Consider the following 22,430-nt stretch of genomic DNA (forward strand, 5'->3'; position numbering starts at 1 on the left):
ACTATGGAGTTGAAGATTTCGATCGTGACGTGCTCGGATACGCGCGATCTTGCTCAGGACGAGGCTGGAGCCGCACTCGAGGAACTTATCAAGGCGCAGGGCTGGACGGTCGTCTCACATGTGGTCGTGCGCGACGACGCCAGCGAGATCGGTGATGCCATTGTGGAAGCTGCCGATGAGTGCCACGCCAATGTCGTGCTCACCTGTGGCGGCACGGGACTTTCGATGCGCGACGTGACGCCCGAGGCGACGCGTGCCGTCTGCGACCGCGATGTGCCGGGTATTGCAGAGGCAATCCGTGCGTACTCCATGACCAAGACGCGCCGCGCTATGCTCTCGCGCGCTATTTGCATGCAACGAGGTCATACGCTTGTCGTAAACTTTCCCGGTTCTACGAAGGCCGCCCGCGAAAGCTGGGAGGCCATAGCAGACCAGCTGGAGCATGCGGCTCAGATGACAGCGGGCGGCGGACATACCAACTAAGCGGTTTACCTGCGGCGGGGCGACCTGAACGGCTGCTCCGCCTTTGTTTTCCGCCGAAGCGACGCCGAGGTGCACGGCAACTCGAAACTATATTCTCTGGCGAGAATAATTTCTCACTATCATTATTCTCGCAGAAGTATAATCTGATTGCAGTTTAAAGCCCGCGGTGGGGTACCCGGGCACAAGGTCCGAAAGGGTTGAATATGTTCGATATGGTTTCACGCCGCGGTTTTGTCTCGCTTTCTGCTGCCGCTGCCGCCGGCTTTGGCCTTGCTGGCTGCTCGGGCAACAAGACGTCCGAGCCCGCTGGTTCCGATGCCGGCTCCGCCAAGTCTTCCTCTAAGAAGAAGGCTGTCGAGCTGCAGGTCTTTGCCGCCAACTCGCTCGAGAAGGCTCTGCCCGAGGTTCAGGAGCTCTACACCGAGCAGACCGGTACCACGTTTGCCGACACGCAGTTCAAAGCGTCCGGCGACCTTGTCGAGCAGATGCGCGCCGGTGCTGCGGTCGACGTGCTCATCACCGCTTCCAAGGGCACCATGGACGACGCCGAGGCCGCCGAGCTCGTCGACGCCGACACCCGTGAGGATATGTTCGTCAACGATCTCGTGATCATTCGCGCCGAGGGCTCCGACACCAAGGTCGAGGTCATCGCCGACGTCGCGAATCTGGACGGCAAGATCGCCATCGGCGACGCCAAGACCGTTCCCGCCGGCAAGTACGCCAACCAGGCCCTGGCCTCCGTGGGCCTCTACACCGGCACCGAGGGCGACGATGGCGAGTATGCTCCCGAGATCGCCGACAAGGTGGCCCTGGCCGACAAAGTTGGTACCGCCGCCGCCTATGTGTCCACAGGCGACTGCGTGGCCGGTTTTGTCTACAGCTCCGATATCTTCCGCTACGACGGTATCGAGGAGGCCTTCGTGTGCCCCGAGGATTCGCACAAGCCCATCGTGTACCCGGGTGCCGTTGCCGAGAGCTCCGAGCACGCCGACGAGGCCAAGGCGTTTATCGACTTTTGCCTGACCAACAAGAAGGCTCAGAAGATTTGGGCTAAGTACGGCTTTGAGCTTTCCGAGTAGTGCGGTAGAGCACTGGATAACGATATCCTTGAGGGCGGGCGTTCTTGCGATCGCCCGCCCTTTTTAGATAGAAGCGGCGTACCCACAGCGCCGTTACCGTGTGTTTGAGGAGTCGCCCGTGTCAAGAAAAACGATTCGCCTGCTGGCTGTGCTGGCTGCGGTCCTGTGCGCGCTGATCGCGCGGCCCGGAGTTGCCCGGGCCGAGGCGCTCTTCACCACCGCCGATGGGTGCCAGGCGACCGAAGATTCCGCGCTTATCGATGGTGTCGGGTTTGGCCTCAACGCGTTTGAGCGCAATGCCAAGGGCACGTCCCGTTCGTTTGCGGGTCAGCCCGAGGGCTATCGATTTCTCATTTACAAGAAGACGACCCTCGTGACGGTGACGACGCCCGAGAACATCGTGGTCTGGGTCGACGCCCATGCCGCCAAAGACGCGGGGTTCGACATCTCAAAGGCAGATGACCAAAAGGCGCTCAAGAAGATGCTCGTAGGGCTCGACAAGTCGCACTCCATGGGTGGGGCGTTGCTGGAGGACTCTAAGCTCGAATGGGTCTTTACCTCGGATAACGCGCTGGTGCAGGGCGATTACCGCTATCAGTTTAAGGTGAAGGGCGGCAACGGCGATTACTACACGGTGGTGAATGCCGCCGACGCCGCGAATGTCGAGCTTGACTTGGGTGACGGCGTCCTGTGGAGTGATAATGCCGCCCTCGTGCGGTATGCGGACGTGTCGACGACGATGCCGCCGTCGCTGGCGGAGCGCGCCGCAGTCTTCTTTGGTGGTATCGACTACCGTCCGTTTTGGGTGTCTATCAAAACGAGCGGCCTCGCCCTAGTGATTGCCTTTGCACTGGGCCTGTTTGCCGCGTGGAAGACTATGGGTACCTCGAGTCGCATCAAGGGCCTGCTCGATTCGGTCTTTACGATTCCTATGGTGCTGCCGCCCACGGTCTGCGGCTTTTTGCTCCTCATGCTGTTTGGCCGCTCGACCGGGGTGGGCCGGTGGCTCATCGCGCACGGCATCTCGATCGTCTTTACCTGGCCCGCGGCGGTCATTTCGGCCGTCGTTGTGTCGTTTCCGCTGGTCTACCGCACGGCGCTCGGAGCCTTCGAGAGCCTCGACACGCAGATGCTCGATGCGGCGCGCACGCTTGGCTGGTCCGAGCGTCGCATCTTTACCAAGCTTATGATGCCGCTTGGCTGGCCCTCGATTGCCGCCGGCACGGTGCTCGCCTTCGCGCGTGCCATGGGCGAGTTTGGCTGCACCCTGTTCTTTGCGGGCAACTACGCCGGCATTACCCAGACCATCCCCATCGCCATCTACTTTGAGTGGATGGGCGGCAACACGTCGGTGGCCCTCTTTTGGGTCGTGGTCGTAATTGCGTTCAGTTTCCTGGTCATCCTATTCATCAACATGTACACGGCGCATTCGCAAAAGTATCGCGAGCGCGGCCTGTCCCGCGCGGAGCGCAAGCAGGCCAAGCAGCTGGGCGGCCAGACCGATTCGCTCGACCCAGTCGGCGGAGATGCGCTGCGTATCGATCGCGAGGCGTTGGCCGAGCTTATGCGCGATGACACGGTCGCAAAGGGAGGTCGATAAGCCATGTCGCTCGTTCTGGATATCAAAAAGCGCTATCCCGGCTTTACTCTCGACATGCAGCTCGAGGCCGGCGAGGAGCGCGTGGCGCTGCTGGGCGCCTCGGGTTGTGGCAAGAGCTGTACGCTGCGCTGCATTGCCGGTGTGGAGACGCCTGACGAGGGCAAGATCGTCGTCAACGGCGTGACCTTTTTTGACTCGGCGGCGGGCATCAACCTGTCGCCCCAGGCGCGCAAATGCGCCCTGCTGTTCCAAAACTATCAGCTGTTTCCCAACATGACGGTGGCCGATAACGTATGTGCCGGTGTAAAGGGCGCGGGCGATGCCGCCGCGCGCAAAAAGCTCGCCGAGCGCTATCTGAGCATTTTCGGTCTAGCCGATTTTGCCGACCGCTATTCCGCACGACTTTCGGGCGGTCAGCAGCAACGTGTGGCGCTTGCGCGCATGGTGGCGGCGCATCCGGGCATCTTTATGTTCGACGAGCCCATGAGTGCGCTCGATGCGTACCTCAAGAGCGCCCTCGAGCAGAATATGCTCGACCTGTTCGATGTCTGCAACCGCACCGTGCTCTACGTGAGCCACGATATCGACGAGGCATGTCGCCTGTGCCAGCGTATCTGCGTGATGCACGATGGGCATGTTGAGGAGATCGGCTCCGTCGAGGACGTGGTCCGCCGTCCGCAGACGCTGGCGGCACTGCGCCTGACGGGGTGCAAGAACACAAGCCGGGCGCGCAAGGTCGGCGACGAGGAAGTCGAGGCTCTCGACTGGGGCATGAGCTTTAACGTGGGTCGCGAGGTTCCCGATACTGTGGCGTTCCTGGGCATTCGCGCAAGCTACTTCCATGTTGACAATCGCGCTGAGCGGGGGCGCAACAGCTATGATTTGCACGTGGCCCGTGTGAGCGATTCGCGCTTTGAGCGGCTGGTATTGCTGGACGTGCCGCGCGCTGATGCGCCCACGCGTCTGCAGTGGAAGGTCAACAAAGTGAACGTTGCTGCCGACGGGCTGCCGCAAGCAGGCGAGACGCTGCGCATGCACTTCGATGCGAGTAGGATCCACCTGGTTTGTCGATAGCGCCGGGTAATGCTGTCGGGGATATAAGCCTCGGCGGCTTTGTCTTGCCGCTTGCCGAATGAGGGATGACAGACTCTTATCAATCAAGATAATTATTTATTAAACGACGGCACGCGAGGCTGTCGTACGAATGTCAACGGTGTTCGTCTGGACGATGACCGCTGATATAGTTGACCTTGACTGGTTAAGGAGGGTGCGCACATGCCGCAGACGACATACATTCGCCGCGTTGCCGCGCGCGCCCTCTATATGGCTCGGAGTCGCATATGAGCAGGTATGTTCACGGCTCCGGGAGAGACGACGCACAACTAAATAACCGATCGCAAGGCAGGTTCCCCAAAATTCCGGGTTTACGCGCGGTTGGGTTTTCGCCCCCCACCGTGCAGCAATACCGTAGCTATTCATTTTTGGTTCGAGAGGGGAACCGCCATGGCTGAAGAATTCGATTTCCATCCGATGTGGGAGAGCCTCGGCATGAATCTTGCCGACCACGACATGCTGCTGGGCGCCGTGGGCCAGATGTACGGGGATATGTTCCTGACGCAGAACAATCGCCCCAAGTCCACGTCCTACCTTGATTTTGTTGCCACCAACATCCACAGCGGCCGCATTAAGGAGATGCTCGACAAGAAGGAGGCCGGCGAGGCCACCAAGATCGTCGGTTCGTTCTGCGTGTATGTGCCCGAGGAGATTGTGCTCGCCTGCGACGGTATTCCCGTGGGCCTGTGCTCGGGTGCCGACTGGGCAACGGACAAGGTCGAGGAGCACCTGCCGCGCAACACCTGTCCGCTCATCAAGAGCTTTGCCGGCTTTAAGCTGGGCGAGGTCTGCCCCTACATTGAGTCGAGTGACCTGGTGGTAGGCGAGAACACCTGCGATGGCAAGAAGAAGGCCTACGAGTTCTTTGCAACGCAAAAGAACATGTACGTCATGGATATTCCCAACGTGCACGACGAGTCTACGCTCGTGACCTGGAAGGCCGAGGTCAAGAAGCTCGCCGCCAAGATCGAGGAAGAGTGCGGCGTCAAGATTACGCCCGAGCGTCTGAAGGCTGCCGTCCACGCCGTCAATGAGAAGCGCCGCGCCTTGCAGCGCCTCGCTGCCACGCGCGCTGCCGACCCGGCGCCCATCAGTGGTCTCGACAGCCTGCTGACCGTTCAGGCCGCCTTTATGGACGACACGCCGCGTCTGACCGGAGCCATCAATGATATGGCGGCTGAGTGCGAGCAGCGTGTCGAGGCCGGCGAGGGCGTGGCGCCCAAGGGGACCAAGCGTATCCTGTACACCGGCACGCCCATGGCCGTGCCCAACTGGAAGCTGTTCAACCTCATCGAGAAGGCCGGCGGCGTTGTGGTGGGCGAGGAGTCCTGCACGGGCTCGCGCTACTACAAGGATCTGGTTGACGAGTCCGGTGAGACGGTTGACGAGATGCTCGATGCCATCGCCGAGCGCTACTTTAAGATCAACTGTGCCGTCTTTACGCCCAACGACCAGCGTATGAAGGATATTGTCCAGATGGCCAAGGACCTGCATGCCGACGGTATCGTCGACGTGGCCCTGCAGTTCTGCACGCTTTACGAGATGGAGTCGTTTGTCGTGGAGAAGGCCGCCGAGGAAGCCGGCATTCCGTTTATGCACATCACGACCGACTACGCCGGCGAGGATGCAGGCCAACTGCAAACCAGGATCGAGGCTTTCTTGGAAACCATTTAGGGGTATCCGTTCCGGCGGCTTCCCCAGGCACCCGATCTTGCCGTTCAAACCGTCGCTTACGTACCAAAATACGCGGCGTTCCTCTTTCACGGCAACCTCGGGCTCCTGGGAAAGCCGTTTCCTCGGTTGGTCAAAAAGTTTGTTAAGGAGTTATATGTCGGAAAATATGGAGCAGCCGTTGCCCAGAACGTTTGAGGAGTTCAACGAGCAGCGTAAGGCGGCGTTTATTCGCGTTAAGGATTACAAGCAGGCCGGCAACCGTCTGATCGGTTTCTTGTGCAGCTACACACCGCTCGAGATCACCGATGCCGCGGGCGCGGCGACGGTGGCGCTGTGCGGTACGTCCGACGAGGTGATCCCCGATGCCGAGAAGGTGCTGCCGGCAAACCTGTGCCCGCTCATCAAGTCGACCTACGGATTTGCCTACTCGCAAAAGTGCCCGTTTACGTACTTTAGCGACATGATCATCGGTGAGACCACCTGCGACGGCAAAAAGAAGATGTACGAGCTCCTCAACGAGCTCAAGCGCACGCACATCCTGCATCTTCCGCAGGGCCGCGATCGCGCCTACGAGCGTGAGGGCTGGTACGAGGAATGCCGCATGCTCAAGGAGGAGCTCGAGAACTTCTACGGCATCACGATTACCGACGATGACCTGCGCGCTGCCGTTCGTCGTCGAAACCGCCTGCGTGCCGCGCAGCTGGAGATGTTTGCGCTGCAGGCCAACCAGCCGGCGGCCATGAGCGGCGTCGACCTGATGAGCACCATGTTCGCTGGTACGTTCAGCTTTGATATCGAGGCCTATACGGAGCAGCTGGAGCAAAAGGTTGCCAGGCTGCACGAAGCCTACGACGCGGGTGAGCGCCCGGTCGCGGCGGATGCCAAGCGCATCCTGATCACCGGTTGCCCGGTGGGCGGCGTGATCAACAAGATCGGTCGCACCATCGAGTCCAACGGCGGCGTGGTCGTGTGCATGGACGACTGCTCGGGCGAGCGCACGGCGGCCATGATGATCGATCCGGATGCGCCCGATATCCTGCGCGCCATTGCCGATCGCTACCTGGACATTAACTGCTCGGTCATGACGCCAAACGACGGTCGTATGGAAAACACACTGGTCATGTGCGAGAAGTACCACGTCGATGGCGTTGTCGAGAGCGTGCTGCAGGCGTGCCACACCTTCAACGTTGAGAGTGCTCGTATGCAGGAGGCCATTGAGGGTGCGGGCATTCCGTACATGAAGATCGAGACCGACTATAGCAATGGCGACATGGGTCAGATCGAGACCCGAATCGCCGCCTTTATCGAGACGCTCTAGCTTCCTCAGGCACCGGATCTTGCCCCTCAAACCGTCGCTTGCGTACCAAAGTACGCTGCGCTCCTCTTTCGGGGCAATCTCCGGCACCTGAGAAACCTAGAGCTAAGGCGCCTGAACGCTTTGATGTTTAGATTGGGAGTGAGCCATGATGGGGATCGGGATCGATATCGGGTCTACGGCGGCAAAGGCTGCTGTGGTCGATGGAGAGGGTTCGGTGGCGTGGACGTGTGTGCAGCCAACCGGGTTCTCGTCGGTCGATGCTTCCGAGCGGCTGCGCGAGGCACTGGCAGCGGCCGGCTATGACGTGACGGCCGAAGATGCTCGCGTGGTCGCGACTGGCTACGGCCGTGTTGCCGTGCCCTATGCGCACAAGGTCGTGACCGAGATCACCTGCCACGGCACCGGTGCCGTGCGTCTGTTTGGTGACCATGGCACCGTGATCGATGTGGGTGGTCAGGACACCAAGGTCATCCAGCTTAAAGGCGGCCGCGTGGCCAAATTTGCCATGAACGACAAGTGCGCCGCCGGCACGGGGCGCTTTTTGGAGATCATGGCCGACCGCCTGGGCATTACCCAGCAGCAGATGGCAGACCTCGCCCGCACCGGCGAGCCTACCAAGATTTCCAGCATGTGCACGGTGTTTGCCGAAAGCGAGGTCATCAGCCTGATCGGTCGCGGCGAGCCGCGCGAGAACATTGCGCGTGGCGTGATCGACAGCGTGGTCTCGCGCGTGGCGACCATGGCCGGGCAGGCCGCGGGCGCTCCATACTACCTGACCGGTGGCCTGTGCGAGAATGCCTTCGTGGTGGAGCGGTTGGGCGAGCTACTGGGGTCGCCGGTGACCACCTCGCCCCAGGCTCGCTTTGCCGGTGCCATCGGCGCGGCGATTCGCGCCGCCGCCTTGGCCTAGGGGTGTACCGCGACATGCGCATCCTCAATATCTCGGCACAAAAACCAGATAGCACCGGCAGCGGCACCTACCTTGCCGCGCTCGTGCGCGAACAGATCGAGACGGGGCATCGCTCCGCCGTGCTTTGCGGCGCGGCTCCGGGTGATACCCAAGGCGAGCTGGACCGACGTGCTGCCGTGTTTGCCGTACCGTTCGAGTCGCCCGAGCTGCCGTTTCCCATCTGCGGTATGTCCGATGTCATGCCCTATCCCTCTACACGCTATCGTGATCTGACGCCTTCGATGCTCAAGGCATTTGAGCGGGCATTTGCTGCTGCAATCGATCGGGCGGTGGCTGAGTTTCGGCCCGATCTGGTGCTCTGCCATCACCTGTATCTGGTGACCGCATTGGCGCGCGAGTGTGTCCGGGGCGTGCCAGTTGTTGCAGTGTGCCATTCGACCGACCTGCGCCAGCTGCGTTCGCATGCGCTCGAGCGCGATCGCATCGTAAGTGCGGTTCGTCGGCTCGATGCCGTCTTTGCGCTCCATGCTGAGCAGGCTGAGCAGATTAGCCTGGTGTGCGGCGTCGATACCGATCGCATCCACGTGATTGGGACGGGCTACGACCATCGCGTCTTCTGTCGCGACGCAAGCGTGGCGAGGCAGCCGGGATCGCTTGTGTACGTGGGCAAGATTTGCTTTAAAAAGGGCGTCGAGTCGCTGGTTCGAGCCATGTCATTGCCGATTGACGATGACGTCCGCCCATCTGGCTTGGTACTTGTGGGCGGCCGCGGGGACGATGCCGAGTACGCGCGTATCGAGCGCTTGGTCGCGGCCTCGGATGTGCCGGTGACGCTGGCGGGGCGCCTGGATAGCGATGGACTCGTGCATGCCTACCGCAGTTCCGACGTCTTTGTGCTGCCTTCGTTTTACGAAGGTCTGCCGCTCGTGACGATCGAGGCCCTCGCGTGCGGCTGCAAAGTTGTGGCGACTGATTTGCCCGGCGTTCGTCCCTGGATGGAGGCGATGCTTCCCGGTGCTCCCGTGACGTGGGTGGCGTCGCCGCGTATGACGGATGTCGACACGCCCGTGGCGGCCGACCTTCCGTTGTTTGAGCGTGCGCTGGCAGATGCTATTGCGCAGGCGCTTGCGGCTCCGCCTTCGACGTTCGAGCCGTCGGCGGTCTCTTGGGAAGCGTGCCTGGGGCGTATACTTAAAGTCGTTGATTTGTTGGAAGGGGGTTCGTATGGCTAAGGACACCATGAGGCTCACGTCTATGACGGCCGCGAGCGGTTGAGCCGCTAAGTTGGCTCCTGGAGCCCTCGCCCAGGTCCTGGGCGATTTACCCAATGTGCATAACGACAACTTGCTCGTGGGGTTTGATACCTCCGACGATGCGAGCGTCTTTCGCGTTGGCGATAACTTGGGTCTCGTGCAGTCCATCGACTTCTTCCCGCCGATGGTCGACGACCCGTTTCTATTTGGCCAGATTGCCGCGGCCAACTCGCTGTCGGACATCTACGCCATGGGCGGGCGGCCGAGCCATGCCATGAACCTACTCTGCATACCCAGTTGTCTGGGCATCGAGGTTGCCGGTCAGATTCTGGCGGGCGGCGCCGACAAGTGCGTCGAGGCGGGTTGCTCCATCGCGGGCGGCCATACCATCAACGACGACGAGCCCAAGTACGGCCTGTCCGTGAGCGGCTTTGTCGCGCTCGACCGCATGCTCGCCAACAGCGGCGCACGCGTGGGCGATGTTCTGCTGCTGACCAAGGCGATCGGCTCGGGCATCATCACCACGGCCATTAAGGGCGAGCTTATCGAGCAGGACGAGGCCGCAGCCATGTTTGACTCGATGCGCACCCTCAACGAGGCGCCGATTCGTCTGGCCGAGGGGCTCGAACTTCACGGCTGCACCGACATTACGGGCTTTGGCCTGATCGGGCACGCGTGCGAGATGGCCGAGGGCTCGGGCGTGCAAGTTGAGCTTGCGTCGGGATCGGTGCCGCTCTTTGATCAGGTGCTCGACATGGCGCGTCTGGGCATTATCCCCGCGGGCTCCTACCGCAACCAGGACTTCTTTGGCCCGCGTGTGGCTGCCGACGAGGATCTGGAGCCGGGCATGCTGGATGCGCTGTACGATCCGCAGACGTCTGGTGGCCTACTCATCGCGGCACCTGCTGCCGATGTTGATGAGCTTGCGTGCCGTCTACATGCTGAAGGACGTATCGCCGCCGTCGTCGGTCGCGTGTGCGTGCCGGTGCCAGGTGGTCCTGCCGTTCGCGTTGTGCATTAAGGAAAACCGTTTATGCGACCGCCTACTGTTCTGGGCGGTCCCTTTTGAAAGGAAAAACTATGTCTACCAAGATTGAAGTCAATGCCATGGGCGATGCCTGCCCGCTGCCCGTCGTCAAGACGCTCAAAGCTCTGAAGCAGCTCGATGGCGAGGGCACCGTCGTGACCTCGGTCGATAACGAGACCGCCGTCAAGAACATCTCCAAGATGGCGCAGGAGAAGGGTTGCACGGCCTCGGTCGAGAAGGTTTCTGACGCCGAGTGGCACGTGACCGTGGCGACCTCTGGCGCCGTTGCCGTGGCCGATCCCGAGCAGGATGGCGCTGTCTTCTGTAATGCCAGCGCCGGCAAGGGCAAGCTCGTCATTTCCGTCTACACCGACTGCATGGGCCGCGGCGACGATGAGCTGGGCCACAAGCTCATGAAGGCCTTCATCTTTGCCGTGACGCAGCAGGAGGAGCTGCCCGCGACTATGCTGTTTTACAACGGCGGTGCCAAGCTCACCGTCGAGGGCTCGCCGGTGCTCGATGACCTGAAGGGCTTGGCGGAGCAGGGTGTCGAGATTCTCACCTGCGGTACCTGCCTGGACCACTTTGACATTAAGGACCAGCTTGCGGTGGGCGAGGTCACCAACATGTACGTGATCGTGGAGAAGATGGAGCAGGCCGTGCGCGTCGTGCGCCCGTAGCGTATTGGTTGGAGTTGCCATGAGGGAGAAGCGCCCGGCGCTTGTCATCACGTTTCCCACCACGGCGGCCGCCATGGGTTGCGAGTCCCTGTGCATCGAGCGCGGTCTTCCCGGGCGGACGATTCCCGTGCCCGGGGAGGTCGCTGCCGGCTGCGGTTTGGCGTGGAAGGCGTTGCCTGTCGATGAGGAGCTGCTGCGCGGCGAACTCGCCGCGGCGGGCGTTCCCACTGAGGGCTATACCGTGATTAATATGTGGGAGGTCGTGCGATGATCTACCTGGATAACGCGGCGACGACCATGCACAAGCCGCAGACGGTCATCGATGCCGTGACGCAGGCGATGTGCTCGCTCGGCAATGCTGGGCGCGGTGCCACCTCGGGTGCGCTCGATGCGGCACGTACCATCCACGGCTGCCGCGCCAAGCTTGCGCGCTTGCTGGGCTGCCCGCGTGCTGACCATGTTTGTTTTACGCCCAACTCCACCGCGGCGCTCAACACCGTCATCAATGGCGTGGTGCGCCCCGGCGACCGTGTGGTCACAACGGTGCTCGAGCACAACTCCGTACTGCGTCCGCTCAACCGCCTGGCGGCAGAGCAGGGTGTGACGGTTGAGCATGCGGGCTGTGATACCAACGGCGTGCTCGACTACGACGAGCTCGAGCGGCTTGTCACGCCCGGTACGCGTGCTGTGGTGGTGACGCACGCCTCCAATGTGACCGGCAACGCGGTCGACATTGCGCGCGTGGCTGCCATCGCGCATGCGGCCGGCGCGCTGGTGATCGTCGATGCTTCGCAGTCTGCCGGCACGGCGAAGATTGACATGGATGCCATGGGGCTCGACGTCGTGTGCTTTACCGGTCACAAGGGGCTCATGGGTCCGCAGGGGACCGGCGGCCTGGCCGTGGCGGAGGGCATTGACGTGGCTCCGTGGGCCATGGGCGGCACGGGCGTGCACAGCTTCGATGCGCTGCAGCCGCTTGGGTGGCCCACGCGCCTTGAGGCGGGCACGCTCAACGGTCATGGCATCGCGGGACTTTCCGCTGGTCTCGACTTTATCGAGGCCCAGGGTGGGGTCGAGGCGATTGCTGCCCACGAGCGTGCGCTCGCTGATCGCTTCCTTGCCGGTGTGCGCAAGATTCCGGGGATTAAGCTCTACGGTGCCTTTGACCAGCAGGCGCGCTCTGCGATTGTGTCGCTCAACGTAGCCGATATCGACTCTGCCGAGATCTCGGATGCGCTCATGCAAGGGTGGGGGATTTCGACGCGCCCCGGCGCCCATTGCGCCCCGCTCATGCACCGTGCGCTGGGGACCGAGCGCCAGGGCGTCGTCCGCTTCTCGTTTGGGTATTTCAACACTACCGAAGAAGTCGACACGGCTATCGATGCTCTGTGCGATTTAGCCTGCTAAAGCTGCTAGACCGTTTATACTTGCGGGACGGGTGTATTTGCCCGTCCCGTTTTTGTTTCGACCCGAAAGGTGTGCCTATGGCCTCATCCGCTCCGCGCGGCCTGCGCTCCGACCATGTCGTTACCGTCGGCATTGCGCTGTTCTCGATGCTCTTTGGCGCCGGTAACCTCATCATTCCGCCGTTGCTGGCGCTCCAGGCCGGCACGGCCACACCGCTTGCCATGGTTGGCTTTTTGATTGCCGCCATCGGCCTGCCCGTCATGGGCTTTATCGCCGTCGCGCTCGCTGGCACGGCCCGCGAGCTTGCCGGCCGCGTGCATCCCAAGTTTGGCGAATTCTTCGTTGCGGCGGTCTATCTGGCCATCGGCCCGTGCCTGGCTATTCCGCGCACGAGCTCCACGGCGTTTGAGATGCTGGTACCGTTGCTGCCCGAGGGTGTTTCGCTTGGCACCGCGCGCTTGGTCTTCGCCGTCGCCTTCTTCGTGGTCGCATTTGCACTTACGCTGCGCCCCGGCGTCATCACGCGCGTGCTCGGTCGCATTACTGGCCCCGCGCTCATTGCGCTCATCGTACTCGTTGTCGGCGCCGCCGTGATTTCGCCGCTGGGACCGGCTGCTGCCCCGCAAGCTCCCTATGATGCCGGCGCTGCGGTCCAAGGCTTCTTGACCGGCTACCAGACCATGGACCTGCTTGCGTCGCTCGCCTTCGGCATCATCATCGCCGAGACCATTCACGAGCTGGGTGTTACCGATGACAAGCGCGTGGCCTTTGAGATTTCGCGCTCCGGTGTGATCGCCGGCGTGCTCATGGCCATCATCTATTGCGGCTTGGCTCTTGCCGGCATGCAGCTCGGCACCGTGATGCCCGACGCCACCAACGGCGCTGCCATCCTTGCTCGCTCGGCCTCCATGCACTTTGGCCTTGCCGGCACGGTTGTGGTCTTCGCCATCTTCTTCCTCGCCTGCATGAACGTGTGCATTGGCCTCATTAGTTGCTGCGCGCGCTATTTCTGTGAGACGTACGTGGTTGAAGGGGGAGCGGAGGTCTCCGAGGAGGCCATGCGCCGCCCCTTCGCGATTCTCGCCTTTGTGTTCGCGGCATTTTCGTGCGTGCTCTCCAACGTGGGCCTCGACGTGATCCTTATGTTCTCGGTGCCCATGCTCAACGCCTTGTATCCCGTCGCCATCGTGCTGGTTCTCATGGGTTTGGTACACGGCTTTTGCGACGCTCATCCGCAGGTGTGGGTCTGGGTCGGCGGTGTGGTTGCCGTGCAGAGCGTGATCACCTCGGTCCGCGATGCGTTCTTTGTGGGAACGTGGCTGCCGTTTGATGCGCTACCCCTGGCAGACATCGGTGCCGCGTGGGCGCCGGTTGCCGTGGTTGCCTTTGTGATCGGCCTGCTCCATAGTCGTTTTGTTGCACATTCGAGGAGCTAGGGCATCAATGCTTGCACAGGCGGGGAGTCTCCCCTATAATTTCCTTCGCTTTGGGACACGCAAGGTTTAGACCTTAGCTGCTCAACACCTTCGGGACGTGGCGCAGTTTGGTAGCGCGCCTGCTTTGGGAGCAGGATGTCGCAGGTTCAAATCCTGTCGTCCCGACCATATCTTGCGGGCGTAGTTCAATGGTAGAACCCCAGCCTTCCAAGCTGATGACGCGGGTTCGATTCCCGTCGCCCGCTCCATAAGATAGTTTTAGCGGCTTTGGCTCTATTTGGTGCCAGAGCCGTTTTCATATACATGCCGGGGACCCCACATCCCCTCCTAAGTTGCGGTGAAATACGGACTGTTTTTCGGCTTTTACGGCCCAGGTAGTCCGTATTTCACCGCAACTATTTGTAAGGGTGGAATTTGATGCCGTTGGGAGGGTCGTAGCGACCGTCTACCGAGAGTGGAAATATTTTTTGAAGCTCTGACCTGCGACGTCAAGCTTTTGGTCAGCTTTTGGCAAGGCCTGCGGACGGAAGCATGCGATAGCGTAATGGCATTCTCTCCGCCGTGATGGTTATGGGGTTGGCCATGCTCGATAAAGGCAAACATTTTCCGCAATCATATGCAAGGATGCTATTCTCGGCCCTCGGAATTCATCAAGATAGTCAGCTGCTTATAACAATTGATCCTTGGGATGAACGCCGTGCGCGCGAGCTTATGCAGGAAGAGCTCATGCTTCGTCTTTACAACCATGTGTATGCGGATCCGGTCTATTGGAATAATCTTGGGGTTGAAAATCGCATTTTTCAGCTGGCATCCGCTATTGCGGTCGTTGAACCGGATGTTGTGTTTTGCGGATCGACGGCAGCGCTGCTCTACGGCATCGGCTCGGCGTATACGCTTCTGGATAAAGTGCAAGTGCTGCTGCCACGGTCTACAAGGCGTGATACGTATGAGTTCGTTGAATACAAGCGCTGGCGGGCGGGCGAGGTGTGGCGGCTCGGTCTGTTTACACTGACGGATCCGTATCGAACGGTTGTTGATATCGCCCGAACGAGCGCCTTTCGCTATGCGCTGGGCTATGTCGATGGCTTGGCCCGTGAGTACGATGTCGATCGCGAAGAGCTGTGTGCGTATGCACAGGCCAATTGCCGCGGTTTGCATGGCATCGCCCGTGCGTTTGGCATGTTCGAGTTTATGGACGGCAGGTCAGATAATGGCGGCGAGTCCGAGGCGAGAGCAGCGATGATTCTTGCTGGGGTTGCCGCGCCTGAGCTTCAAGTTGAGATAACACGACCGGGAAACGCTGGCTATTATCTAGCAGATTATGGTTGGCAGATGCCAGACGGCTCATGGACGCTGGCAGAGCTGCATGGGCTAGGTAAGTTTGAAGACGAAGCTCAAAATGATCCAGAGCAATCGGCGGCAAAAACCTATCGAGCGGCCCTCATGCGCGACGCGAACCTTCGCGCTATGGGCCACAACGTCATTCATTTCAAACTCTCGGACACCTACGACGTTGAAATGTTCGGTGCCATGATGCGCGGTTACGGCATTCCGACAACAAAACCCTACGCCGACTCCCGATAGCGAAATCGTTCGCAGCCAATCTTTAATAAGTTGCGGTGAAATACGGACTGTTGAGGCCTTTATAGGCATGAAACAGTCCGTATTTCACCGCAACTGAGGAGGGGATGGGGCTGAGGGGCGGGCGATGCCGTTGTCTGTCGGTTAGTGGCGACCGTGGTGGCGGAGCTTGTCGATAGTGGAGTCGGTGCTTCGGCTGCGGGCATCGGCGGCGGTTTGGCGCTGGCGGCGGTAGTCGATCATGCCTTGGATGATGGGCTTGCCAAAGCTCACGACGTCGTCGTTATAGATGGCGGTACGGGCGGCAAGCAGACAGTCGGTAAAGTCCATATGCGTTTTGCCAAACAGTTTGATACCAAGGGCGATAACGGTGGGCTCATCAACCATGACGTCATCGAGCAGCTTGGTCATGGCCGACGCGATTTCAACTCGGGGAACCTTATAGACGTCGCGCAGCGTGACCACGACGCGCGTGATGATTTCGGGGTAGACACGAGCGGTACGCGTGGCGATGACCTTGGCGGCGCGCGGTGACAGGACTTCGTCGTCGTCAAGCAGGTAACGTAGGATGACGGTCTCGTCGATGATGGTGCTACTCATGGATATCTACTTCCTCGGGACCCAAAACCGACTCGTCGCTTTCTGTGGCTAGGTATTCAATCCAGGCATTGCGCTCCTCGGAGCGGCGATTGGGGTCCCCGTATGCTTTGAGCAGTCCATAGGCGGCCGTGCCGTCCTTTGAGCGCACGGCGACCGGCTGAAAGGGGAGCTTGCGCATCAAAATGCTTTGCGCGACAAATAAGCGGACAGCCTCGGCGAGCGATGTGCCCATGGCGTCGTAGAGACGCTCGGCATGCTGCTTGTCTTCCTCGCGAATGCGCACCTGCAGGATGGCTCGTTTTTGAGTCGATGACATCACTGGCCTCCCTTAATGAGCGTGCAATTTGAATAGTCAAATACAACATCGGCTAATAATAGCCAATCTTACAACCACTACTTTATTGCACTAGAGTAATTGAGTGTAAACGATATTACAAACGTACTACATCCTTCAGAAACGAGCGTGAAATCTCCCTTGGATGTACGCATGTAATACACTCACCTTTATAGCTTCTAGAGAATAATTCCAACCTGCCAAAACCCCTGCAATACACCCGTATTGCAGGGCCTATGCTCAAGTTTGCCACCTGCAACTGCGTATATTTAACCTGTATATCGTTGGAGGAATTCTATCGAAGTGCCTGTTTCGCCGCATGCACTCGATACGCCGATGCCGGACCACGGGCGGTCCGGGGCAACGTCGACAGGGTCTCTCCGGCATGGGATTCAGGAGGGAGTGAACAACATGGGCAATAAACGAGTCGTAGCCGATTCCTCACGCTGCATTGGGTGCCAAACCTGTATGGCGGCGTGCATCGAGGCGCACGACATCCCCGGCAACATCGCCGCGCCGCGCCTGCGCGTGACGCGTACGTACGAGATCTCCGCACCGGTGGCTTGCCATCACTGCGAGGATGCCCCGTGCGCGAAGGCCTGTCCTACGGGCGCCTTGTTCTTTGATCCAAAGAACCATCGTATCGGCGTCAACGAGGACAACTGCATCGGCTGCAAGAGCTGCGTCATGGCATGCCCCTTTGGCGCCGTGAGCGTGGCGACCACGCAGGTTCCGGTCTTGATGGGCGACGTTCGCGTGGGTTCGCAGACCAAGAGCTTCGTGCTCAAGTGCGACCTGTGCGTGGACCGTCCCGGCGGTCCGGCGTGTGCCGAGGCGTGCCCGACCAAGGGCCTCACCCTGGTAGACGAGGAACGCCTGGCAGAACTGACTGCCGAGCGTGCCCGCGCCACCATCGAAAACGAGGCGTAAGCGTTGGGGCGACAAGCCCAATGTTTGTCAAATTAGTACCGAGTAATCGGTAGCAGAAAAAGGAAGGAGGGTGTCATGGAGAAGCATAAAGTGATCTGCCCGTACTGCGGCGCCGGTTGCCAGTTTAACCTCCTGGTCCAAAACGGCCAGGTCGTGGGCACCGAACCGCTCAACGGCATCACCAACCAGAGCGAGCTGTGCCTTAAGGGCATGAGCGGCTACGACTTCATCAACGACACCAAGATCTTGACTCCTCGCGTACTGCACCCGATGATCCGCCGCACTAAGGGTGCGGATCTTGAGCGCGTAAGCTGGGACGAGGCACTGGATTTCACCGCATCTAAGATGCAGGCCATAATTGACGAATATGGTCCTAACGCTGTCATGACCACCGGCTCTTCGCGAGGCGGCGGCAATGAGGCGAACTACGTCATGCAGAAGTTTACGCGTGCGTGCATCGGCACCCACAGCGTGGACAACTGCGCCCGTACTTGACACGGCCCTACTGTCCTCGGTCTGATGGACACGGTTGGTTCAGGTTGCATGTCATGCTCCATCCCCGGTATGGAGGATGCGGGCTGCATTTTCCTCTTCGGCTATAACCCTGCCGATTCGCACCCCATCGTCGCAAGGCGTATCGTGCGAGCCAAAGAAAAGGGTTGCAAGATCATCGTCGCCGATCCGCGCCATATCGAAACCGCGCGTATCGCCGATCTCTACCTTCCGATCAAGAACGGTTGCAACGTTGCGTTCCTCAACGCCTTTGCCAACTGCTTGGTCAACGATGGCCTCTACGACAAGGAATTCGTCGCCGAGCACACGAACGGCTTTGACGAGTGGTGGGAGACCATCAAGAACTACACTCCCGAATCTGTACAGGACATCACGGGTGTCGAGCCCGCGTTGATCCACCAAGCTGCCGAGATGTACGCCACGGCGAAGCCCTCTGCCATCATTGGCTGGGGCATGGGCGTATGCCAGCAGAAGCAGAACCTGAAGACGGTGCACACCATCGCCTCCATCGCCTGCGTTGCCGGCCAGATCGGCAAACCCAATTCCGGCCTCGCGCCCGTGCGTGGTCAGAACAACGTCCAGGGCTCCTGCGATATGGGCATGCTGCCTAACCTGTACCCTGGCTACCAGAAGGTCACCGACCCGGCAGTGCGTGCCAAGTTTGCCAAGGCTTGGGGCGTGCCCGAGGAAAAGCTCCCGCTCGAGGAGGGCTACAAGCTCACCGACCTGGGTCACCTGGTCGACGAGGGCAAGGTGCACTGCTTCTACAACTACGGCGAGGACCCGGTGCAGACCGAGCCCGATTCGGCCGGTATGCGCAAGACGCTCTCCGAGCTGGATCTGTTCATTTGCCAGGACATCTTTATGACGCAGACGACCATGCTCGCCGACGTCATCCTGCCTGCCACTTCCTGGGGCGAGCACGAGGGTGTCTTTACCGCATCCGACCGTAGCTTCCAGCACTTTGATGCGGCTGTTCCGCCCAAGGGCGAGTGCCGCCACGACTGGGAGATCTTCGCGGACCTGTCTACGCGTATGGGCTACCCCATGCACTACGACAACACCGAGCAGATCTGGAACGAGTGCATTAGCCTGTGCCCCAACTTTGTGGGCGCGACCTACGAGAAGATGGCTCCCGAGGGCGGCTACGCCCAGTGGCCCGTCAAGAGCACCGATGTGAACGACCACGGTACGCCCGACATGTTCGCTGGTGGCAAGTTCACCACCAAGGACGGCCGCGCCAACCTGATGGCGCACGACTGGGAGGCGCCCTCCGAGCTTCCCGATGATGAGTACCCGCTCATCCTGTGCACCGTCCGCGAGGTCGGCCACTACAGCTGCCGCTCGATGACCGGCAACTGCAAGACGCTGGCACTGCTCGCCGACGAGCCCGGCTTTGTCCGCATGAATCCCGCGGACGCCGAGGTACGCGGCATCAAGAATGGCGACATCGTCTCGATTCACAGCCGCCGCGGCCAGGTATACAGCCGAGCCGACGTGAGCGACCGTATCAACAAGGGCACGGTCTATATGACCTACCAGTGGTGGATCGGCAAGTGCAACGAGCTGACCATGCACAAGGTCGACCCGGTCTCGCACACGCCCGAGGACAAGTTCTCCGCCTGCCAGGTCGACGCTATCGCCGACCAGGTCTGGGCCGAGGGCGAGGTCGAGCGTCAGTACACCGAGCTCAAGCAGGCTCTGGTCGACGCCGCCGCTCCCCAGGACGTTGAGCCCGGCGCCGCCAAGTTCGACGACGAGACACACGTGAATCAAATCGTGTAGTCCCGTTCTCGTTGGCTTTTTGGGCCGGGCGTCCCGTACGTTCGGGAGCCCGGCCCGTTATTTTGAAAGGAAGTGGGGATGAACCGCTTCATCGACATCAACCCGGAGAGGTGCATCGGCTGCGGAACATGCCAGTCCGCCTGTGCCGACGCCCACCGGATGCAGGGTCTTCAGGATACGCCGCGCCTGGCGCTCGTGAAGACCGGCGGTATTTCGGCCGCCCTTGCCTGCCACCATTGCGAGGGTGCCCCCTGCGCCGAGGTTTGCCCGGTGAATGCCATCGAGCACGATGGCGACCGCATCCACGTCAAGGAGCAGGAGTGCATCGGGTGCAGGCTGTGCGCCATCGCGTGCCCCTTCGGAGCCATCCATCCCGATGGCACGTCTATCGCCGGTGTCGCAGGCATGTGCGATCCGACGCCTTCGTATCCTAAGTCCCTGAGCAGCCTGCTTACGTGGGCTCCTGGCCAGTACACCTGCGCTGTCAAGTGCGACCTGTGCGCCTTCGATCCAGACGGCCCGCATTGTGTGGCGGCGTGCCCCACCAAGGCGCTGACCGTCATGGGCGGCGCGGCCGATCGCGAGCTCGACGAGGCCAAGCGCCTGCGTTCGATCGAAAACGGTCCTGTCGTCGACGTTACCGCTGTGGCCCAGGGCCTGTCCGAGAAAGCAGAAGGGAGCGTAAACAATGGATAGCATGACGCTGTTTATCGCATCGCTTGCCGTCTCGTGCATCGGTGCGCTCGCCTCGGTTCTGCTGATCAAGGCCGATAACGCTGCCAAAACCGCCGGCTGCCTTATCGGCGCCGCCGCCGCGGTGCTTTCGTTTGTGGCCGGTATCCAGGCCGTGCTGGGCGATGTCACGTCGGTCGACACCATCGTGTTCTTCCCGTTTGCCCATTTCCAGCTGCTGCTCAATCAGCTGTCCGGTCTGTTCGTGGCGCTCATCTCGGTGCTCGCGTTTGCCGGTTCGATCTACGGTCTCAACTACTTTGATGAGTACCCGGGCAAAAAGGGCCGCGCCGGCTTCTTCTTTAACACCTTCGTGGCGTCCATGATGCTCGTCATCACCGCCGACAACGTGTTTTGGTTCCTGGTCGCCTTTGAGCTCATGTCGCTGACCTCGTACTTCCTGGTCGTGATCGAGGAGAACGAGAACTCCATTCACGGCGGTTGGCTCTACTTTGTGATCGCTCACGTGGGCTTTGTGCTCATCATGGCGAGCTTCCTCACCATGACCAACTTCGCCGGTGGCTCGTTTGCCTTTGCGGATTTCCGCGCCACGCAGTTTAGCCCCGCGGTCGCATCCGTGTGCTTCGTGCTCGCCTTCTTTGGCTTTGGCGCCAAGGCCGGTATCATCCCGCTGCACGGCTGGCTGCCCAAGGCACATCCCGAGGCGCCGTCCAACGTGTCGGCCCTCATGTCCGGCGGCATGATCAAGATCGGTATCTTCGGTATCCTCAAGGTTGGTCTCGACCTGCTCTCCGCCTCGGGCGTTCAGGTCTGGTGGGGCCTTATGGTCATGGTCTTCGGTGCGATCTCGTCGGTCCTCGGCGTGGCCTTCGCCCTGCAGGAGCATGACATCAAGCGCCTGCTGGCCTATCACTCCGTCGAGAACATCGGCATCATTCTGCTCGGCGTCGGCGCCTCCATGGCCGCCATGGCGCTCAACTCTGTCGGCATCGCCGTCCTGGCCCTGATGGCCGCCCTCTACCACACGTTTAACCACGCGATGTTTAAGGGCGAGCTGTTCTTGGGCGCCGGTGCGCTGCTGTACTCCACGGGTACGCGCAATATGGAGAAGATGGGCGGCCTGTTCCGTCGTATGCCGGCAACGGCCATCTGTTTCCTCGTTGGCGCGCTTGCCATCTCGGCCATCCCGCCCTTCAACGGCTTTGTGTCCGAGTGGTTTACCTACCAGTCGCTGTTTAATGCCGCCATGCAGGGCGACAAGGCCGTCATGATCGTGGCCGTGTTCGCTGCCGTCGCGCTCGCCATTACCGGCGCGCTGGCTGTTACGTGCTTCGTCAAGGCCTATGGCGTCTCCTTTGCCTCCGCGCCCCGCTCCGAGGCCGCGGCCAATGCCAAGGAGGTTCCCGCCCCCATGGTGTTTGCGCAGGGCCTGCTTGCGGCCATCTGCGTCGTGCTGGGCATTGGCGCTCCCGTGATCGCGCCCGTGCTGGTCGATGTCGCCGCGTCCGTGCTGCATCCGTACGGTGGCGTGTTTGCCGCCGAGGGCATGGAGCTCATGAACCAGTACTCCGGCGCTGCCACCTCCACGCCCGCGATCGCTATTGCGCTCGTGGTGCTCGTCGGCCTTGCCTGCGGTTATCGCAAGCTCAAGACCGTCGGCAAGGTGCAGAAGTCCCAGCCGTGGGCGTGCGGCTATGCTCCCAACGAGCATATGCCCGTCGTGGCCACGACCTTTGCCTCCGAGGTGTCCTGGTTTATGCAGCCTCTCTACACGCTGCGCGACCGCTGCACGGCCGTCTGCTGGTCCATCGCGCACTTCTTCCAGAAGCTCACCGGTGTGGCCGAGGCTGTGGAGCCCGTACCCGACAAGGTTCTCGTCGATGCCCCGCATAAGGGTGTCGAGAAGCTCGCCGACCTCGCGACTAAGCTCGAGGGCGGCAACTACAGCATCTATATCTGCTACATCGTCGCGGCACTCGTGGTGTTCCTCGTGCTCGCCGTGCAAATGGGTTAA

General features: G+C 60.8%; 20 protein-coding genes, 2 tRNA genes and 1 pseudogene. 21 read left to right on the forward strand and 2 right to left on the reverse strand.

Annotated features, from left to right (window positions below; translation table 11 throughout):
• Positions 1-3 precede the first annotated feature (3 nt).
• The 16 genes from PMX70_RS03895 to PMX70_RS03970 all read left to right on the forward strand — a co-directional run bounded on the left by PMX70_RS03895 (position 4) and on the right by PMX70_RS03970 (position 15,564).
• Positions 4-483 (forward strand): MogA/MoaB family molybdenum cofactor biosynthesis protein, encoded by a 480-nt coding sequence (locus PMX70_RS03895; RefSeq protein WP_250787388.1) that lies wholly within the window; start codon positions 4-6, stop codon positions 481-483.
• A gap of 203 nt (positions 484-686) precedes the next feature.
• Positions 687-1,562: a molybdate ABC transporter substrate-binding protein gene (modA, locus tag PMX70_RS03900; protein ID WP_271742935.1), complete on the forward strand. Its 876-nt coding sequence runs from the start codon at positions 687-689 to the stop codon at positions 1,560-1,562.
• A 118-nt stretch (positions 1,563-1,680) separates the two neighbouring features.
• A complete protein-coding gene (modB, locus tag PMX70_RS03905; protein ID WP_271742936.1) occupies positions 1,681-3,162 on the forward strand; it encodes a molybdate ABC transporter permease subunit in 1,482 nt (493 codons plus the stop codon).
• A gap of 3 nt (positions 3,163-3,165) precedes the next feature.
• On the forward strand, positions 3,166-4,236 hold the full coding sequence (locus PMX70_RS03910) for a sulfate/molybdate ABC transporter ATP-binding protein (RefSeq protein WP_271742937.1): 1,071 nt from the start codon (positions 3,166-3,168) through the stop codon (positions 4,234-4,236).
• A gap of 429 nt (positions 4,237-4,665) precedes the next feature.
• Positions 4,666-5,949: a double-cubane-cluster-containing anaerobic reductase gene (locus PMX70_RS03915; RefSeq protein WP_271742938.1), complete on the forward strand. Its 1,284-nt coding sequence runs from the start codon at positions 4,666-4,668 to the stop codon at positions 5,947-5,949.
• A 154-nt stretch (positions 5,950-6,103) separates the two neighbouring features.
• Positions 6,104-7,267: a double-cubane-cluster-containing anaerobic reductase gene (locus PMX70_RS03920; protein ID WP_271742939.1), complete on the forward strand. Its 1,164-nt coding sequence runs from the start codon at positions 6,104-6,106 to the stop codon at positions 7,265-7,267.
• Positions 7,268-7,412: 145 nt separating this feature from the next.
• On the forward strand, positions 7,413-8,177 hold the full coding sequence (locus PMX70_RS03925; RefSeq protein WP_271742940.1) for an acyl-CoA dehydratase activase: 765 nt from the start codon (positions 7,413-7,415) through the stop codon (positions 8,175-8,177).
• 14 nt (positions 8,178-8,191) lie between these two features.
• Entirely contained in the window at positions 8,192-9,409 is a 1,218-nt protein-coding gene (locus PMX70_RS03930; RefSeq protein ID WP_271742941.1) for a glycosyltransferase family 4 protein, read from the forward strand.
• Entirely contained in the window at positions 9,402-10,451 is a 1,050-nt protein-coding gene (gene selD, locus PMX70_RS03935; protein WP_271742942.1) for a selenide, water dikinase SelD, read from the forward strand. The genes PMX70_RS03930 and selD overlap by 8 nt, the downstream gene beginning before the upstream one ends.
• A 59-nt stretch (positions 10,452-10,510) precedes the next feature.
• Positions 10,511-11,137 carry a sulfurtransferase-like selenium metabolism protein YedF gene (yedF, locus tag PMX70_RS03940; protein ID WP_271742943.1) on the forward strand — a complete coding sequence of 209 codons (627 nt, stop codon included), beginning with the start codon at positions 10,511-10,513 and terminating at the stop codon, positions 11,135-11,137.
• Positions 11,138-11,156: 19 nt separating this feature from the next.
• Positions 11,157-11,408, forward strand: coding sequence for a putative Se/S carrier protein (locus PMX70_RS03945; RefSeq protein WP_161145490.1), 252 nt, complete (start codon positions 11,157-11,159; stop codon positions 11,406-11,408).
• On the forward strand, positions 11,405-12,544 hold the full coding sequence (locus tag PMX70_RS03950; protein ID WP_161145491.1) for an aminotransferase class V-fold PLP-dependent enzyme: 1,140 nt from the start codon (positions 11,405-11,407) through the stop codon (positions 12,542-12,544). The genes PMX70_RS03945 and PMX70_RS03950 overlap by 4 nt, the downstream gene beginning before the upstream one ends.
• A 77-nt stretch (positions 12,545-12,621) precedes the next feature.
• On the forward strand, positions 12,622-13,980 hold the full coding sequence (brnQ, locus tag PMX70_RS03955; RefSeq protein WP_271742944.1) for a branched-chain amino acid transport system II carrier protein: 1,359 nt from the start codon (positions 12,622-12,624) through the stop codon (positions 13,978-13,980).
• 91 nt (positions 13,981-14,071) lie between these two features.
• Positions 14,072-14,148, forward strand: a tRNA-Pro gene (locus tag PMX70_RS03960).
• 6 nt (positions 14,149-14,154) lie between these two features.
• Positions 14,155-14,228: transfer RNA gene (locus PMX70_RS03965), tRNA-Gly, on the forward strand.
• 334 nt (positions 14,229-14,562) lie between these two features.
• Positions 14,563-15,564: a hypothetical protein gene (locus PMX70_RS03970; RefSeq protein WP_271742945.1), complete on the forward strand. Its 1,002-nt coding sequence runs from the start codon at positions 14,563-14,565 to the stop codon at positions 15,562-15,564.
• A 141-nt stretch (positions 15,565-15,705) separates the two neighbouring features.
• Here the strand turns inward: PMX70_RS03970 and PMX70_RS03975 are convergent, their stop codons facing one another.
• Both PMX70_RS03975 and PMX70_RS03980 read right to left on the reverse strand, forming a co-directional pair.
• Positions 15,706-16,161: a PIN domain-containing protein gene (locus PMX70_RS03975; RefSeq protein WP_271742946.1), complete on the reverse strand. Its 456-nt coding sequence runs from the start codon at positions 16,159-16,161 to the stop codon at positions 15,706-15,708.
• On the reverse strand, positions 16,154-16,477 hold the full coding sequence (locus PMX70_RS03980) for a type II toxin-antitoxin system RelB/DinJ family antitoxin (protein ID WP_138112252.1): 324 nt from the start codon (positions 16,475-16,477) through the stop codon (positions 16,154-16,156). The genes PMX70_RS03975 and PMX70_RS03980 overlap by 8 nt, the downstream gene beginning before the upstream one ends.
• 429 nt (positions 16,478-16,906) lie before the next feature.
• On the opposite strand from PMX70_RS03980, the gene PMX70_RS03985 reads away from it, so the two are divergent.
• The 5 genes and pseudogenes from PMX70_RS03985 to hyfB all read left to right on the forward strand — a co-directional run bounded on the left by PMX70_RS03985 (position 16,907) and on the right by hyfB (position 22,430).
• Complete coding sequence (locus PMX70_RS03985) at positions 16,907-17,425, forward strand: 4Fe-4S dicluster domain-containing protein (RefSeq protein WP_022095206.1); 519 nt, start codon at positions 16,907-16,909, stop codon at positions 17,423-17,425.
• A gap of 75 nt (positions 17,426-17,500) precedes the next feature.
• Positions 17,501-17,650: pseudogene (locus tag PMX70_RS10170) on the forward strand (hypothetical protein); the annotation flags it as partial.
• Positions 17,636-19,723 (forward strand): formate dehydrogenase subunit alpha, encoded by a 2,088-nt coding sequence (fdhF, locus tag PMX70_RS03990; protein WP_465038264.1) that lies wholly within the window; start codon positions 17,636-17,638, stop codon positions 19,721-19,723. The pseudogene PMX70_RS10170 and the gene fdhF, both read left to right, overlap by 15 nt.
• 78 nt (positions 19,724-19,801) lie before the next feature.
• On the forward strand, positions 19,802-20,419 hold the full coding sequence (locus PMX70_RS03995) for a 4Fe-4S dicluster domain-containing protein (RefSeq protein WP_022095203.1): 618 nt from the start codon (positions 19,802-19,804) through the stop codon (positions 20,417-20,419).
• Complete coding sequence (gene hyfB / locus PMX70_RS04000) at positions 20,412-22,430, forward strand: hydrogenase 4 subunit B (RefSeq protein WP_022095202.1); 2,019 nt, start codon at positions 20,412-20,414, stop codon at positions 22,428-22,430. Before PMX70_RS03995 ends, hyfB begins: the two co-directional genes overlap by 8 nt.

It is taken from the genome of Collinsella aerofaciens, assembly GCF_028206795.1.
In the GTDB taxonomy this organism is placed as follows: Bacteria; Actinomycetota; Coriobacteriia; order Coriobacteriales; family Coriobacteriaceae; genus Collinsella; species Collinsella aerofaciens_AX.